The organism is Comamonas sp. 4034 (assembly GCF_050434545.1).
Taxonomy (GTDB): domain Bacteria; phylum Pseudomonadota; class Gammaproteobacteria; order Burkholderiales; family Burkholderiaceae_C; genus Comamonas; species Comamonas odontotermitis.
Genome location: NZ_JBNDIT010000008.1, coordinates 37,367 through 53,530, shown reverse-complemented (window position 1 = coordinate 53,530; position 16,164 = coordinate 37,367). Strand labels below are relative to the sequence as shown.

Annotated in this window: 13 protein-coding genes and 1 riboswitch; of the genes, 10 read left to right on the top strand and 3 right to left on the bottom strand. The window is 59.8% G+C overall.

The window, feature by feature from the left end:
• Positions 1 to 5: 5 nt before the first annotated feature.
• The 7 genes from ABIE32_RS10400 to ABIE32_RS10370 all read left to right on the top strand — a co-directional run bounded on the left by ABIE32_RS10400 (position 6) and on the right by ABIE32_RS10370 (position 5,917).
• Complete coding sequence (locus tag ABIE32_RS10400; RefSeq protein WP_224151814.1) at positions 6 to 323, top strand: DUF2818 family protein; 318 nt, start codon at positions 6 to 8, stop codon at positions 321 to 323.
• Between the two features lie 3 nt (positions 324 to 326).
• Positions 327 to 809: a DUF1178 family protein gene (locus ABIE32_RS10395; RefSeq protein WP_429015808.1), complete on the top strand. Its 483-nt coding sequence runs from the start codon at positions 327 to 329 to the stop codon at positions 807 to 809.
• Between the two features lie 333 nt (positions 810 to 1,142).
• A complete protein-coding gene (locus tag ABIE32_RS10390; RefSeq protein ID WP_224151816.1) occupies positions 1,143 to 1,913 on the top strand; it encodes an ABC transporter ATP-binding protein in 771 nt (256 codons plus the stop codon).
• Positions 1,914 to 1,929: 16 nt separating this feature from the next.
• Entirely contained in the window at positions 1,930 to 2,637 is a 708-nt protein-coding gene (locus tag ABIE32_RS10385; protein ID WP_224152600.1) for an ABC transporter ATP-binding protein, read from the top strand.
• 160 nt (positions 2,638 to 2,797) lie between these two features.
• The gene (locus ABIE32_RS10380) at positions 2,798 to 3,994 is read left to right on the top strand and encodes an ABC transporter substrate-binding protein (RefSeq protein WP_224151817.1); all 1,197 of its coding nucleotides are present in this window, start codon (positions 2,798 to 2,800) and stop codon (positions 3,992 to 3,994) included.
• Between the two features lie 44 nt (positions 3,995 to 4,038).
• On the top strand, positions 4,039 to 4,923 hold the full coding sequence (locus ABIE32_RS10375) for a branched-chain amino acid ABC transporter permease (protein ID WP_224151818.1): 885 nt from the start codon (positions 4,039 to 4,041) through the stop codon (positions 4,921 to 4,923).
• A gap of 10 nt (positions 4,924 to 4,933) precedes the next feature.
• Complete coding sequence (locus ABIE32_RS10370) at positions 4,934 to 5,917, top strand: branched-chain amino acid ABC transporter permease (RefSeq protein ID WP_429015803.1); 984 nt, start codon at positions 4,934 to 4,936, stop codon at positions 5,915 to 5,917.
• 77 nt (positions 5,918 to 5,994) lie between these two features.
• On the opposite strand, the gene ABIE32_RS10365 is transcribed toward ABIE32_RS10370, so the two are convergent.
• Positions 5,995 to 7,125 (bottom strand): ABC transporter substrate-binding protein, encoded by a 1,131-nt coding sequence (locus ABIE32_RS10365; protein ID WP_429016141.1) that lies wholly within the window; start codon positions 7,123 to 7,125, stop codon positions 5,995 to 5,997.
• 332 nt (positions 7,126 to 7,457) lie between these two features.
• A riboswitch (TPP riboswitch) is annotated at positions 7,458 to 7,579 on the top strand.
• 286 nt (positions 7,580 to 7,865) lie between these two features.
• On the opposite strand from ABIE32_RS10365, the gene thiC reads away from it, so the two are divergent.
• Entirely contained in the window at positions 7,866 to 9,800 is a 1,935-nt protein-coding gene (thiC, locus tag ABIE32_RS10360; RefSeq protein WP_429015800.1) for a phosphomethylpyrimidine synthase ThiC, read from the top strand.
• 97 nt (positions 9,801 to 9,897) lie between these two features.
• Here the strand turns inward: thiC and ABIE32_RS10355 are convergent, their stop codons facing one another.
• The gene (locus ABIE32_RS10355) at positions 9,898 to 10,410 is read right to left on the bottom strand and encodes an O-acetyl-ADP-ribose deacetylase (protein WP_429015797.1); all 513 of its coding nucleotides are present in this window, start codon (positions 10,408 to 10,410) and stop codon (positions 9,898 to 9,900) included.
• Positions 10,411 to 10,602: 192 nt separating this feature from the next.
• On the opposite strand from ABIE32_RS10355, the gene ABIE32_RS10350 reads away from it, so the two are divergent.
• The gene (locus ABIE32_RS10350) at positions 10,603 to 11,268 is read left to right on the top strand and encodes a nitroreductase (protein WP_429015795.1); all 666 of its coding nucleotides are present in this window, start codon (positions 10,603 to 10,605) and stop codon (positions 11,266 to 11,268) included.
• Positions 11,269 to 11,402: 134 nt separating this feature from the next.
• Here ABIE32_RS10350 and ABIE32_RS10345 read toward each other — a convergent pair whose 3' ends face one another.
• Positions 11,403 to 12,614 carry an ABC transporter substrate-binding protein gene (locus ABIE32_RS10345; RefSeq protein ID WP_429015792.1) on the bottom strand — a complete coding sequence of 404 codons (1,212 nt, stop codon included), beginning with the start codon at positions 12,612 to 12,614 and terminating at the stop codon, positions 11,403 to 11,405.
• Positions 12,615 to 12,986: 372 nt separating this feature from the next.
• Here ABIE32_RS10345 and ABIE32_RS10340 point away from each other — a divergent pair, with 372 nt between their 5' ends.
• A complete protein-coding gene (locus ABIE32_RS10340; RefSeq protein ID WP_429015790.1) occupies positions 12,987 to 16,073 on the top strand; it encodes an IPTL-CTERM sorting domain-containing protein in 3,087 nt (1,028 codons plus the stop codon).
• The last annotated feature ends 91 nt before the right edge of the window (positions 16,074 to 16,164 follow it).

Sequence of the window (16,164 nt, the reverse complement as noted above, 5' to 3'; positions counted from 1 at the left end):
CCCGCATGTCTATCACTGCATCCATCTGGCTCGTGATAGTGGCGGGCTTTGTCGCAGCCAACATTCCTTTTCTCAATCAGCGCCTTTTCGCCGTCGGCCCCCGAGGCAGTGTGGGCGGCAAAGCCCTGTGGATACGGTTGGTCGAGCTGGTGGTGCTGTATGTGCTGACAGGGGCTCTGGCCTTGCTGCTGGAAGGCAAGGCCGGGCAGCGCAGCGCCCAGGGCTGGGAGTTTTACGCCATTACTGCCACGCTGTTTCTGACTTTTGCCTTTCCAGGATTCGTCTACCAATACCTGACCCGCAAAAGCCGTTCGGCGGACTAGCGTATGAAGGTTCTCAATCTGCGCTGCCCTTTGAACCACGTGTTCGAAGGCTGGTTTGCTTCTGATGCCGAGTTTGCGCAGCAACAGCAGGGTGGCTGGCTCAGTTGCCCGATGTGCGGCTCCGCCGAGGTCGTCAAAGGTCTGAACGCTCCCCGTCTGGCACGCAAATCCAACGCAGTATCGGCTCCCGCCAGTCCCACCCAGGAGACGTCTCGCCAGGGAACGGCAAGTGATGCGGCAGCACCGGTTGCCGATCTTCAAGCCATGCAGCAGGCATGGCTCGCGGTCTCTCGCCACATTGTGGAGAACACCGAAGACGTGGGCTCCAGCTTTGCCGGGCTTGCACGCCAGATGCATGAAGGTGAAGTAGAGGGCCGCGCCATTCGTGGCACCGCAACTGCAGACGAAAGACGGTCGTTGGCGGACGACGGAATCGAAGTTGTCCCCTTGCTGCTTCCAGAAGCTGCAAAACACAGCCTGCAGTAGCATTTTCATTTTTCAATCAGAACAGCCAGTATTGCACTGGCTGTTTGTATTTTGTGCTTCCTAATTCATAGCGATCTCATGCCAATTCCATGGCAATCAAGGGCATGCCGGTCATCGAGATCACAGTTCTGGCGGGCATCTTGCATGTCATCCTGATGACTATAAAAATATGAGCAGCTCGCGCCCACGGGAAAACGCTTACGCATGCGTACTTACAGGCTTTCCCCACTATGACTTCTTGATAGTTTTTCCTAACATGGGCATTGTCGAAGCGGCGTGTCCTTTACGTGCAAGGATGCGCCGAACTTTTTTAAGCGAAGTGGTGCAGTGCCAATGAGTGATGTCATTCTTCAAACCCAGGATCTCACCAAGGAGTTCCGTGGATTTACAGCGGTCAGCAACGTGAATTTGTCCGTTCAGCGGGGATCCATCCACGCCTTGATCGGGCCCAATGGCGCGGGCAAGACCACCTGCTTCAACCTGCTGACCAAGTTTCTGACCCCGACCAAGGGCGTCATTCATTTCAATGGCGTCGATATCACCAAGGAAGAGCCAGCGCAGATTGCGCGACGCGGGGTGATTCGCTCGTTCCAGATCTCGGCAGTCTTTCCACACCTGACCTTGGTGGAAAACGTGCGTATCGCGCTGCAACGCCAGTTGGGAACCTCCTTTCATTTCTGGCGCAGTGAGCGCACGCTCGACAGCCTCAACGGCCGCGCCGTCGAGTTGCTGGATGAAGTGGGCCTGGCCCACATGGCCAATGAGGTGACCCTGAACCTGCCCTATGGTCAGAAGCGGGCGCTGGAGATTGCGACGACGCTGGCCATGGAGCCCGAGCTGATGCTGCTCGACGAGCCAACGCAGGGCATGGGCCATGAGGACGTGGACCGGGTGACGCAACTGATCAAGAAGGTGTCGGCAGGCCGCACCATTTTGATGGTGGAGCACAACATGAAGGTGATCTCCACCATTGCAGACCGCATCACCGTTCTGCAGCGTGGCGCGATCCTGGCCGAAGGCGATTACCAGACGGTGTCTCAGAACCCGCAGGTGATGGAAGCGTACATGGGAACGACGGACGGCCAGCTGCAGGGAGCGCACTGAGATGAACGACAAGAATATGACGCCTGCCTTGGAAATCTCCGACCTGCAGGCATGGTATGGGGAGTCGCACGTGCTGCATGGCGTGAACATGCGCGTGATGCCGGGCGAAGTGGTCACATTGCTGGGCCGCAATGGAGCGGGCCGCACATCCACCATGCGCGCCATCATGGGCCTGACAGGGTCTCGCAAGGGCTCGATCAAGGTCAATGGCGTCGAAACCATCGGCATGCCAACCCACAAGATCGCCCACCTGGGGCTGGGCTACTGCCCGGAAGAGCGCGGTATTTTCGCCAGCCTGTCCTGTGAAGAAAACCTGATGCTGCCACCCGATCTGAAGATGGGGACACCAGGCATGTCGGTCGCTGAAATCTACGAAATGTTCCCCAACCTGGCCGAGCGCAAGCACAGCCAGGGCACCCGGCTGTCGGGTGGCGAGCAGCAGATGCTGGCCGTGGGACGGATTTTGCGCACAGGCGCCAAGCTGCTGCTGCTCGATGAAATCTCCGAAGGGCTTGCACCCGTGATCGTGCAGGCACTGGCTCGCATGATCATCAGCTTGCGCGCCAAGGGCTATACGGTGGTGATGGTGGAGCAGAACTTCCGTTTTGCTGCTCCTCTGGCAGACCGCCTCTATGTCATGGAACACGGGCAGATCGTCGAGCAGTTCGGGGCTGATGAGCTGGAGGCCAAGATGCCGCTGCTCAACACCTTGTTGGGTGTTTGATAAAAATAATAGCTGGCAGCGCTTGGTTTGATTGGGTTTGAGGTAGAAAAATAATTAAACCCCCCAACCGGTAAGCGCTGACTGCTCTCTTTTTTTAGGGCCAGCAGAAAGCATGACAACCATTGCTGGTCCATCAGAAATGTTTTTACAGGAGACAGAGATGAAAGCGAAGCTCACAACCATTGCACAGGTCACTTGCTTGATGGCCCTTGCTGCCGGCGCGGCCCAGGCGCAGGAAAAGGTCAAGATCGGCTTCATTACCGACATGTCCAGTCTGTACGCAGACGTCGAGGGCAAGAATGGCGCGATCGCCATCCAGATGGCCATCGATGATTTTGGCGGCAAGGTGCTGGGCCAGCCAATCGAGCTGGTGTCGGCCGATCACCAGAACAAGGCGGATATCGCCGCATCCAAGGCGCGTGAGTGGGTGGATACCCAGGGCGTCACCATGCTGTTTGGCGGCACCAACTCCGGCACCGCACTGGCCATGGCCAAGATTGCGCAGGAGAAAAAGCGCGTATTCATCGTCAACGGCGCTGGCGCAACAGCCCTGACCAACGAGCAGTGCAGTCCCTACACCGTGCACTATGCCTATGACACCATGGCGCTGGCCAAGGGTACCGGCAGTGCCGTGGTCGAGCGTGGTGGCAAGAGCTGGTTCTTCCTGACCGCGGACTATGCCTTCGGCCATTCGCTGGAGAACGATACGGCAGCTGTCGTCAAGGCCAGCGGTGGCTCGGTGGTGGGTACGGTCAAGCACCCGCTCAATGCATCCGATTTCTCCTCTTTCCTGCTGCAGGCGCAAAACTCTAAGGCCCAGGTGCTGGGTTTGGCCAATGCGGGTGGCGACTTCATCAACAGCGTCAAGGCTGCGAAGGAATTCGGCATCAACAAGACCATGAAGACTGCGGGTTTGCTGGTGTTCCTGACCGACATCCACAGCCTGGGCCTGAAGAACACCGAAGGCCTGCTGCACACCGTCAGCTGGTACTGGGACATGAACGACGAATCGCGCAAGTTTGCCGAGAAGTTCTTCGCCAAGACCAAGCGCATGCCCACCGACATCCAGGCTGCAGACTACTCTGCCACGATGAACTACCTGAAGGCCGTGGAAGCTGTGAAGACGGCGGATGCCGACAAGGTGATGGCACACCTCAAGAGCACGCCGCTCAACGACTTCTATGGCAAGGGCGTGCTCCGCCCCGATGGCCGCTACGCCCACGACATGTACCTGGTGGAGGTCAAGAAGCAGGCCGAGTCCAAGAAGCCCTGGGACTACCTGAAGGTGCTGCAGACCTTGCCGGCTGACAAGGTGTGGACCACCAAGGCAGAATCCAAGTGCGCTCTCTGGAAATAAGCTGAATCCCGGCGCGTGTTCATCCACTGATTCGTGAGCCCCTCATGGAAATTTTTGGTGTTTCAGTTCCGGCCTTGATGAGCCAGCTTCTGCTGGGCCTCGTCAATGGGTCGTTCTATGCCATCCTCAGTCTGGGATTGGCAGTTATCTTCGGCTTGCTCAATGTGATCAATTTCGCACATGGAGCACTGTTCATGCTGGGGGCCATGTTCACGTGGATGGCCGCGTCATACTTCCAGGTCAACTACTGGGTGATGCTGTTGCTATCGCCCATCCTGGTTGGCGCCATCGGCATGGTCATCGAGCGCTTCCTGCTTCGCCACATCTACAAGCTCGACCACCTCTATGGCCTGCTGCTGACCCTGGGCCTGTCGCTGTTGATTGAGGGCGTTTTCCGCTCGATCTATGGCGTATCGGGCCTGGGCTATGACACGCCTGAACTGCTCGAAGGCGCGACCAATGTTGGCGTCATGATGCTGCCCAACTACCGCATGTGGGTGGTGGTGGCATCGCTCGTGGTGTGCTTTGCGACCTGGTTCGTCATTGAAAAGACCCGCCTGGGCGCCTACCTGCGCGCTGGCACGGAAAACCCGCGCCTCGTTGAAGCCTTTGGTGTGAATGTGCCGTTGATGATCATGCTGACCTATGCATTCGGCGTGGGCCTGGCGGCCTTTGCCGGTGTGCTGGCTGCGCCGGTCTACCAGGTCACGCCTCTCATGGGGCAGAACCTGATCATCACCGTGTTTGCGGTGGTGGTGATTGGCGGCATGGGCTCCATCATGGGCGCGATCGTCACGGGCCTGGGCCTGGGCGTGATCGAAGGCCTCACCAAGGTGTTCTATCCGGAAGCCTCGGCCACCGTGGTGTTCGTGATCATGGTGATTGTGTTGCTGGTGCGCCCAGCAGGCCTGTTTGGCAAAGCGAAGTGAGGGCTAGGGGATGAATTCCAAGAAATTTGCCAAATGGGGATACGGCTTGCTGCTGCTGGGGCTGATTGCAGCCCCCTTGATGGGCGCCTATCCGGTGTTCGTCATGAAGCTGATGTGCTTTGCGCTGTTTGCCTGCGCCTTCAACCTGTTGCTGGGCTATACCGGGCTGCTGTCGTTCGGCCATGCTGCATTTTTTGGTGGCGCAGCCTATATCACGGGCCATACCATCAAGACATGGCATCTGACGCCTGAACTCGGCATTCTGTTTGGTGTGGCCTTCGGTGCGTTGCTGGGCCTGGTGTTTGGCTGGCTGGCCATTCGCCGCCAGGGTATCTACTTCTCGATGATCACCCTGGCGCTGGCGCAGATGCTGTTCTTTGCCTGCCTGCAGATGCCGTTTACCGGCGGCGAAGATGGTCTGCAGGCCGTGCCGCGTGGCAAGCTGTTTGGCGTGCTGAGCCTAGAGAGCGACCTTACGATGTACTACGTGGCGCTCGTCATTGTCGTGCTGGCTTTCCTGCTGATCATGCGAACCGTGCATTCACCGTTTGGCCAGGTGCTCAAGGCCCTGAAGGAAAACGAGCCACGCGCCATCTCGCTGGGCTACGACGTCAATCGCTTCAAGCTGCTGGCGTTTGTCATCTCGGCAGCGTTGGCAGGACTGGCTGGTTCGCTCAAGACGGTCGTGCTGGGCTTTGCCACGTTGACGGACGTGCACTGGACCGCTTCGGGCCAGGTTATCCTGATGACGCTGGTGGGTGGTCTGGGCTTGCTGTCCGGGCCTATCGTGGGCTCTGCGGTGATCGTGGCCCTGGAAAACAAGATCGGCGATATTGGCAACGCGCTGTCGCGCTGGACGGGCGTGGAATGGTTCAACACCCTGGGTGAGTCCGTCACCATCGTCACCGGCCTCATCTTTGTGATCTGCGTGCTGGCCTTCCGCCGAGGCATCATGGGCGAATTGATCGCTTTCGTCGATCGCAGGAAGAAATAAGCCCAACTGCGCAGTTTCTCCACTGCGCTGCCAACGACAAAGGCCCGCATGTGCGGGCCTTTGGTTTTTGGGCGGGATTATTTCCAGAGCTTGCAGGTGGATTCTGCCCTGGTCGTCCACACCTCGTCGGGGCTGAGCGTCTTGAGAATCTTGAAGTAGTCCCAGGCACCTTTCGATTCTGCAGGTGCCTTCACCTGCATCAAGTACATCTCATGGGCGTAGCGGCCATCGGGGCGAATGGTGCCCTTGGCATAGAAGTCGGACAAGGGTTCTGACTTGAGTGCTGCCATCACCTTGTCCGAATCGGTGGATTTGATCCTGTCGGCAGTCTTGAGATAAGTCATCATGGCCGAGTAGTCGGCCGCCTGCAGCGAGGTGGGCATCTTCTTGAATTTCTCAAAGAAGCGATCGGAGAACTTGCGGCTTTCCGGGTTCAGATCCCAGTGCCAACTGTCGGTGAACATCAGCCCTTCAGTCTGCTTGAGACCCAGGCTGTGGATGTCCGAGCTGAAAAGCAGCAGGCCCGCCAGCTTCATGGTCTTGGTCACGCCAAACTCCCGCGCCGCCTTGATGGTGTTGATGGTGTCTCCACCTGCATTGGCCATGGCAAGTATCTGTGCCTTGGAGTTCTGTGCCTGCAGCAGAAAGGACGAGAAATCCGATGCATTGATGGGGTGCCTGACCGAGCCAATCACGCGGCCTCCAGCCGCCTTGATCACCTTGGTGGTGTCGGCTTCCAGGGCATGGCCGAAGGCGTAATCGGCGGTCAGGAAGAACCAGTCCTTGTCTCCCAGGCCCACGATGGCGCCGCCGGTGCCCTTTGCCAGTGCCACGGTGTCGTAGGCGTAGTGCACCGTGTACGGACTGCACTGGTCATTGGTGAGGGCCGATGTGCCCGAGCCGTTCACAATGATGAGGCGCTTTTTCTCCTCGGCCACCTTGGCCATGGCAAGGCCAGTGCTGGAGGTGGTGCCGCCCACCAGCATCTGCATGTCGCGCTGGTCAAACCATTCGCGCGCCTTGGATGCTGCCAGATCCGCCTTGTTCTGGTGGTCGGCAACCATCAGCTCCACCGGCTTGCCAAGCACCTTGCCACCATAGTCATCAATCGCCATCTGCAAGGCAAGAGCACCGCCCTTGCCGTCTACATCCGCATAGACGCTGGACATGTCGGTGATGAACCCGATCCGCACCTTGTCCTGCGCCATGACACCCTGGGCCGCCAAGGCGAGAACACAGCCAGCAGCCGCTGCAGCTATTGGGCGCCTGCGGTGTGGTAGCGCGCGGCGCGCGGGTAGGCGTGGCGTTGCAGGAACATTCATGGGAGTACTCCTTGTTCAAAAAGACATGCGTACGGCGCGGCGGCCACGTGCGGGGCAGGCGTAGGCTGCTGCGCCCCGATGGTTGCAGGCGGAATGAGCAGTGCCTACTGGGGTAAGCACCAAAACAGGGCCACCCCCGCATGGATTTGAGCGAATGGGGCTGGTGTACGCAATGACGGCGAAGGGCTGGCGCAGTACGGCGGGAACCGGCTATACTGCATGCAGCTCCGGGGTGTGCGAAAGCGCTGAGATGCGAAAGGCAGTTGCAAGACTGCTGATTAGCGAACCCGACGAACTTGATCCGGTTCATACCGGCGGAAGAAGAGCGGGACCCTGACGCAGGGCCCTTGGACAAGAGGATGCGGGGCATCCATCCATGGGCACAGCACACCCCAGGCGCCTCGCGCACTGGGGTTTTGTCTTTTTAGGGCGAACTTTCGGGGCGCAACGGCCTTGGCTGGAGTCGGCAGATTCCAGAGGGAGCCTCAGCATTGGCCAGTCAGTCAGTGCAAAAGGCTCCCCCGGTGCAGGATGGTGGCGGCACCAAAGCCGTCACCACCAGATCAGAGCGGGCCCAGCACTCCACGGAGCGTTTGATGAACTTCATACGCTTTTTGGAGACTGCAATGAACGCCCCCGATTCGATCTTCACTCCCGCCGCTGGCAACGCCCCTGATGCAGCCCGCTTTGCCCAGCTGCTGGCCCAATCCCGCCAGCCTTTTCCGGCATCCACCAAAAGCCATCTCAATGGCGCCATCCACCCGGAGCTGCGTGTGCCCGTGCGCGACATCGCACTCACCAATGGCGAGCAGGTCAGCGTGTATGACACCTCGGGGCCGTACACCGATCCGTCGGCGGTGATCGATGTGCGCAGCGGCCTGCCCAGCGTGCGTGGCAACTGGATCGAATCGCGTGGCGACAGCGAATACTATGCCGGCCGCCTGCGCGTGGCGCTGGACGATGGTGGCAAGCGCGGCGAGGAGGATGCGCGCGTGGCCCAGCTGCGGGCCGAGGCAGCCGCGCTGCAGCGCCAGCCACGCCGGGCCAAGAGCGGTGGCAACGTCACCCAGATGCACTATGCACGCAAGGGCATCATCACGCCCGAGATGGAATATGTAGCCTTGCGCGAGAATGGCCGCCGCGAGTGGATGGCCGAGTACCAGCAAGATGCTGCACGCGAAGCGCGCCTGGCCGGCAACAGCCTGGGCGCCGCGATTCCGAAGATCATCACGCCCGAGTTCGTACGTGACGAAGTGGCGCGCGGCCGCGCCATCATTCCGGCCAACATCAACCACCCCGAGATCGAGCCCATGGCCATCGGGCGCAATTTCAAGGTCAAGATCAACGCCAACATCGGCAACTCGGCTGTCACATCCAGCATCGAGGAAGAGGTCGAAAAGCTGGTCTGGGCCATTCGCTGGGGCGCCGACAACGTGATGGATCTGTCTACCGGCAAGAACATCCACACCACGCGCGACTGGATCATCCGCAATTCGCCCGTGCCCATTGGCACCGTGCCTATCTACCAGGCGCTGGAAAAGGTGGGTGGCATTGCCGAGGACCTGACCTGGGAGATCTTCCGCGATACGCTGGTCGAGCAGGCCGAGCAAGGCGTGGACTACTTCACCATCCACGCAGGCGTGCGCCTCGCATACATCCACCTCACGGCCCAGCGCCGCACCGGCATCGTCTCGCGCGGCGGCTCCATCATGGCCAAGTGGTGCATGGCACACCACCGCGAGAGCTTCCTGTACGAGCACTTCGAGGATATCTGCGACATCATGAAGCAGTACGACGTGAGCTTCTCGCTGGGCGATGGCCTGCGCCCGGGCTGCGCGTCGGATGCCAACGATGAGGCCCAGTTTGCCGAACTCAAGACGCTGGGTGAGCTGACCCAGATCGCATGGAAGCACGATGTGCAGACCATGATCGAGGGCCCTGGCCACGTGCCCATGCACATGATCCAGGCCAACATGACCGAGCAGCTCAAGCACTGCCACGAAGCGCCGTTCTACACCCTGGGGCCGCTGACCATCGACATCGCCCCCGGCTACGACCATATCGCCAGTGCCATCGGTGCAGCCATGATTGGCTGGTTCGGCACCGCCATGCTGTGCTATGTGACGCCCAAGGAACACCTGGGCCTGCCCGATCGTGACGACGTCAAGCAGGGCATCATCGCCTACAAGATCGCGGCGCACGCTGCCGACGTTGCCAAGGGTCATCCGGGCGCACGCTCGCGCGACGATGCGCTCTCCCAGGCGCGCTTCGATTTCCGCTGGGAGGACCAGTTCAACCTGGGTCTGGATCCCGACACGGCGCGTGCGTTCCATGACGAGACGCTGCCCAAGGACAGTGCCAAGGTGGCGCACTTCTGCAGCATGTGCGGGCCCAAGTTCTGCTCGATGAAGATCACCCAGGAAGTGCGCGATTTCGCCAAATCGCAAGGCGTGGCCGCGGAGCAGGGCATCTCGGTGGGCATGCAGGCCAAGGCGGAAGAGTTCAACCGCACGGGCGGCGAGTTCTACATTCCGATCGCATCGGATACGACAGCGCGTTGAACCGTGTGAGATAGAGACGAAAATAGCGGCCAGCGCCAATCCATAAAGCGCTGGCTGCTATTTATTAGGTAGCAACTACCTGAAGAGGCCGTTAGCTTCAGTCTGCCAGCTCACGCAGTACCTGCCCATACACCTCCAGATCGTTGGCCGAAAAGCAGCAGAACACCACAGACTGAACGCCGGGTGCGTTTCCTGCACATGCCTTGACGGTTGCCACGGCGATGCGCGCCGCAAGTGCAATGGGGTAGCCATAGATGCCGGTACTGATGCTGGGGAAGGCGATGGCCTGTGCACCCACGCTTTCGGCCAAGGCCAACGAGTGCCGGTAGCATGCCGCAAGCATTGATGCTTCATCGTTTTCGCCATTGCGCCACACAGGTCCTACGGTGTGGATGATGTGTTTGGCAGGCAACCGGTAGCCACCCGTGATCTTGGCGTCACCCGTTTTGCAGCCGCCCAGCAATCGGCATTCGTGCAGCAGCTCGGGCCCGGCGGCCCGGTGAATGGCGCCATCGACCCCACCGCCGCCCAGCAGCGACGAGTTGGCGGCATTGACGATGGCATCCACCTGCAAGCTTGTGATGTCGGATTGGATGGCAGTGATGTGCATGGCAAGAGTCCGGCAATGAGGGCCTCTACAAAGGCGGTTTGCAGAGGGCCCCTGGGGTTTCAGCGTAGCGCCTCCACAAGTGACTCACCTGTATCTTGCAACGAAAGTGTCAGACCTATTTGCTGCACTGCACTAAACTTGCCTGCAGTGACGGCCTATCGCCTGCGATTTTCATCCAAGAAAGACCCAGCCATGAATGTCTCTCAAGCCATGAAAGAGCGCCGCTCGGTGCGCGCGTTTTTACCCAAGGCCCCTACGGCAGACCAGGTGCACAGCCTGATGAGTGATGCGGCGCAGGCCGCATCCGGAGGCAACCTACAGCCCTGGCGTGTGGTGGCGCTGGCGGGGGCGGCCTTGACGCAGCTCACGGATGCTATTGCTGCGGCGCAGCCCGATGAGGAGCAGGTCAGCAACCTGTCGTATCCGCCCAACCTGTGGGAGCCGTACCGCAGCCGCCGCTTCAAGAACGGCGAAGATTTGTACAAAACCATTGCCATCCCGCGCGAGAACAAGGCGGCACGCCTGGAGCAACTGGCCAGGAATGGCCAGTTCTTTGGGGCGCCGACGGGTATTCTGGTGTTTGCAGACGAGCGCATGGGCTATGCGCAGTGGGTGGATCTGGGCATCTACCTGCAATCGCTCATGCTGCTGGCCACCGAGCGCGGCATGGCCACCTGTGCCCAAGGCTTTTGGCGCCGCTATGGCAATACGGTGGAGCGGGTACTCAAGGCCCCTGAGCCTTACCGCGTTGCCTACGGTGTGGCACTGGGCTATGAAGACACGCTGGCGCCGATCAATACCTTGCGCGCCGATCGTGCGCCGTTTGCCGAGTGGGCGCAGATGCGGGGCTTTGAATGAACTGTTTGCGGTGAAAGTGGCTGCTGGCGCTTGTCCGTAGCGCGCTATCACTTAAATTTTCATAGCAAAAAGCCGCAAGGGTTTCTTGCGGCTTTTGTGTTTTTTGTGCTGTATGGGCCTGCGGTTGGCCGGGTTTACTTCCAGATAGGGCAGTTGGCCTCTTCCTTGCTGGCAAACAGGGTGTCGCCGGGCAGCTCCTTGATCAGCTTGAACGAGTCGTGCTTGGCCTTGGATTCTTCGGGCGTCTTCACCTGCAGCAGGTACATGTCGTGCACATAGCGGCCATTGGGCTGGATCTTGCCCTTGCCAAACATGTCGTTCAGCTCCATGGATTTGAGCGTGGCCATCACCTTGTCGGCATCCAGCGTCTGGGCCTTTTCCACGGCCTTGAAATAGTTCATGGCAGAGGAGTAGTCAGATGCGTGCAGCGAAGTTGGCATCTTGCCGGTCTTGGCATAGAAGCGGTCAGTCCATTTGCGTGCCTCAGGGGTCCGGTCCCAGAACCAGCTGTCGGTGAACATCAGGCCACCGGCAAGTTTGAGCCCCAGGCTTTCTACTTCGTTGGCAAACACCATCAGCGCCACCGGTTTCATCTTGGGGGTGACGCCAAACTCACGCGCGGCCTTGAGCGAATTCATGAAATCGCCACCCGCATTGGCGAGGCCCAGAATCTGCGCCTTGCTGGACTGCACCTGCATCAGGTAGGACGAAAAGTCGTTGGCATGAAAAGGTGCGCGAACTGATTTGAGTACCTGCCCGCCGTTGGCGGTGATGACCTTGGTGATGTCGTTTTCCAGCGTGTGACCAAAGGTGTAGTCGGACACCAGCAGGGCCCAGTTCTTGCCGCCTTGCTCTGCCACGGCCTTACCCGTGCCCCGTGCAATGGCTGTGGTGTCGGAGTTGTAGTGCACCCAGTACGGCGAGCAGTTGGCACCGGTGATACCCGAGGAATACGCACCATTGATGAGCAGCACGCGTTTTTTCTCGTTGGCCACCTGGCCCATGGCAAGAGCTGTGGCGGTGTTGGTGCCGGCAATCAGCAACTGCACGCCCTGCGTGTCTACCCATTCGCGTGATTTGGTGGAGGCAATATCCGCCTTGTTCTGGTGATCTGCAGCGATCAACTCAATCGGCTTGCCCAGCAGCTTGCCACCGAAATCGTCAATGGCCATCTGGATCGCTGTGGCACCGCCCTTGCCGTCGCCGTCGGCGTACTGGCTGGACATATCGGTCAGGAATCCCAGGCGAACCTTGTCCTGGGCGTGGGCCGGGCTGGCCAGCAGACCGCATGCCAACGCGCAGGCTGCCATGACGGGGCTCAGAACTGGGGACGAGGGCTTGAACATGAAAGGCTCCTTTGTAATTGGTTGGAGTGGATAGGTGTCTGCATGCATGCTAGAAGCATTGCTTCTGGTGCGTGATAGTGAAAACCGTTGCACCTACCGTTTCATGTCGCCCAGGTTACGTCGTCTGAATATTGATAACCTATATGTTTTTAATTTTTGTGCAGATAGCAGAGGATGTGTTGAAGAAGATACGGCCGTTGGCCATAGGAAAGGTGCATGCTTTTTTCATGACCGTGTCATTGATTGTTGCAAAACTCTCGCCTTTCTTTTGGGGATACTATGCGACGCCTACCTCTTGTGGCAGCAATGGCAACATTGCTGACATTGCCCTTTCAAACCACACTTGCCGCTGAAAGCGCTGTGGTTGCAAGCATGCAGCCTCTGCAGGCGCTGGAGGCCAGGCTGGCCAAAGCCGATCCACAAGGGCAGGTCTATGTCGACAAGGTATTCAACGACAAGACTGCAACCGGCCTGCCTATTGGCTGGCGCACGCCTGGGTGGAACAAAGGCAAGGCCTCCATTGACGCGACAACCGGCAACCTGCTGATCGACGGCACCGCCAACGACACCGCAATGACGGCCGTCATGCTGCCGGTGGAGCTGGAAAAGCTGTCCAACTACCGCATCGACATGGAATTCACCTTCGACAAGGTGAACAGCAACACCCGCTGGGGCAGTGTGATGTACCGCAGTTCTGCAGAGAGCGGAACCTACGCCTATGAGCCGTATCACCAGTTCGCAATGCGACAGAACGCCACTGCCAGCAATGGCACTGAATTCGCATTCCGCAAGGCGGGTGCATGGTCGGTGACCAGCACCAAGGCTTTTACCGAAGCCATCGACAAGAACAAGACTTATATTGCCAGCGTGGTGGTGCATGGGAACCGTGTTCGGCAATACCTCAATGGAGTCTTGTTGCACGATGTCGTCATCACATCTGGTCTGACCCAAGGCGGTATCGGCATGCAGACTGCGGGGCTGGTCATGCGCGTCAAGAGCCTGAAGGTGACCGAACAACTGACCCCTTTGCCTGATCTTGACATGCCTGTCACCGTGCAGGACACCGGCACACTGGCTGCCATGGCGCCGACGCTGGTGCAGGCGGCCCATGCAGGCGTGGCGCTGGACGGAACGGGCGTCAGCACGAGCTTGCTGAGTTTGGACAGCGCGCTCAACCTCAAGGACGCCAATGGCGCCGTGGTGGGCACCCTCAAGGCGCACTACGAGCAAGCTGCGCGTAACACCATACCGCTGCTGCGTATTGACGATGCGGCCACGGTGCATGCGCTGGTGGCTTTCTCCAACGATGTACACAACCTGGCCGATGTCACGCTGCTGTCTGGCGATGTGGCACTGCTCAAACAGGCGCGCGTAGCGCTGCCCAAGGTGCGCACGGCTGTGGATTTCAGCCAGCGCAACCTGGGCACATCGACCCAGGATCTGCTCACGATCTCCGGCGACACCAACCGTGCAGGCGCCAAGATCGCCATCCTGCCCGCGAACCTGAGCCACCGTGACTTCGTGGCCCGCCTGCAGCGCCTGCTGATCACGGTATGGACAAGTGCCGAAGCGGATACGCCCGAGCAGGCGGCACGCATCCTGACCAGTGGCGTCAACGGCGTGGTGTCGGCCAACAGCGCTGCCTATGCGGAGGTGTTGCGCAAGCTGCCTGCCAATACCCTGCTGCGCAAGCCGCTCGTGATCGGCCACCGCGGCATGCCCAGCCGTGAAGACGAAAACACGCTGGAAAGCGCCAGAGCAGCCGTGGCCGCCGGGGCCGATGCTGTGGAAAACGATATCTACATCACCACCGATGACCACCTTGTCATCATGCATGACGACACGGTCAACCGCACCACGACCGGCACCGGCGCTGTCGAAGGCATGAGCCTCGATCAGGTCAAAGCCTTGCGCACCAAGGGCAAGGGCTACCAGGTGCCCACCATGCGCGAGTATTTCCAGACCTTCAAGGACAAGCCCATCACCCATGTGATCGAGCTCAAGAGTGCCAACCCGCGCATCATTGCCCAGCTCAAGAAGGAGATGGAGCAAGAGGGCGTGGCCGACCAATCGGTTGCCATTTCGTTCAGCAGCGACCAGCTCAAGCGCAGTGCCGAGCAGATGCCGGAGTTGACCGGCGGCTTTCTCAACAGCATTGCCGAGAGCGCCGATGTGACCAACAGCGTGCGCAACGTGCTGGAAGCCACACAGGCCAATTCCTCTACCTTCAACCCCAGCTATGGCGCCATCAGCCAGCGCACCATGGAGGCGGCCAAGCATCGCGGCGTCACATTCTGGCCGTGGACGGTGAATACGCCCGCAGATTTCTACAAGTACTACAGTTGGGGCACCCACGGCATCACCACCGACCACGCCTATCTGGCCAGCGACTTTCCGGTCGATATTTCTGCCAAGCCCCAGCAAGGCGTGCTGGCACTCAACACGCCAGTGAATCTGGAGGTTGATCTGCTCACGCAACTGCAGGACAAAAAGGCTGCAGTGGCCAACGAGCTGGTGTACCTGGGAGGCACTGCCGCTGTGGCACAGGACAACGGCGGCACGCTGAGCTTCAGCACGGCTGGCACGGCCATCGTCATGCCCGGCTACCGCCACAAGATGGATGCCAACTACAACTACGTGATCCTGGGCAAGCCTGTAACACTGATTGTTGGCGATGGCAGCCATGGCGTGGTGGGCGTGCCCAACGTGGCATCGGCGGGCAGCGTTGCGTGCTCCAGCGCCGTACCGGGCCAGACCAGCAGCTGCACGGTAGTGCCGCAGCCGGGCTACCAACTGCTGGGGCTGGCCGCAAGCAGCAATTGCCCCGCAGGCAGCTGGAATGCGGATCGCTCCACCTACACCACGGGCACGCTTACCGGCCAGTGCCAGCTTCAGTTTGATTTCGCTGCCAAGCCTGCAACGGCTTCCCTGGCACCAGTTGGCAAGGCGGGTGATGTGCAGGCCAGCGTCAGTGGCGGTGGCTCCGGTCTGTGGGCGTTCGATGGGGGCAAGCCGGTAGCCGTTAGCGCTGCTTCACAGCCGCCTCAAGGCGTGAGCTTTCCGTTTGGACTGGTGAGCCTGCAGCTCACGGGTGGACAGGCAGGGCAAAGCGCCACGGTGGAGTTGACCTATCCCGAGACGCTGCCCGCAAATGCCAGGTACTACAAGTTTGGCAAGACGGCAGACAACCAGAAGGACCACTGGTATGCGTACCCCAACGCCACCATCAACGGCAACAAGGTGGCGCTGAACCTGACGGACGGCCAATTGGGCGATGACGACCTGGTGGCCGACGGTGTGATCCGCGATCCGGGCGGTGTTGCTGTAGTGGCGGGAGACCCTGGTACGCCATCGACGCAGGCTACGCCGGTTCCGGCCCTGGGTCAGGCGGCTTTGGCACTGTTGTCGGGCGGCATTGGTATGCTGGCCTGGCGCCGCAAACGCAAGGCTCAGGCCTGATCGCTGCGTTGAAATGACCCACAGATGGCTCACCCCCGCCAGTTGCTCAAAGCCCGGGCGGGTTTTTCTTGCCGCAGTCGGGTGAGGCGTA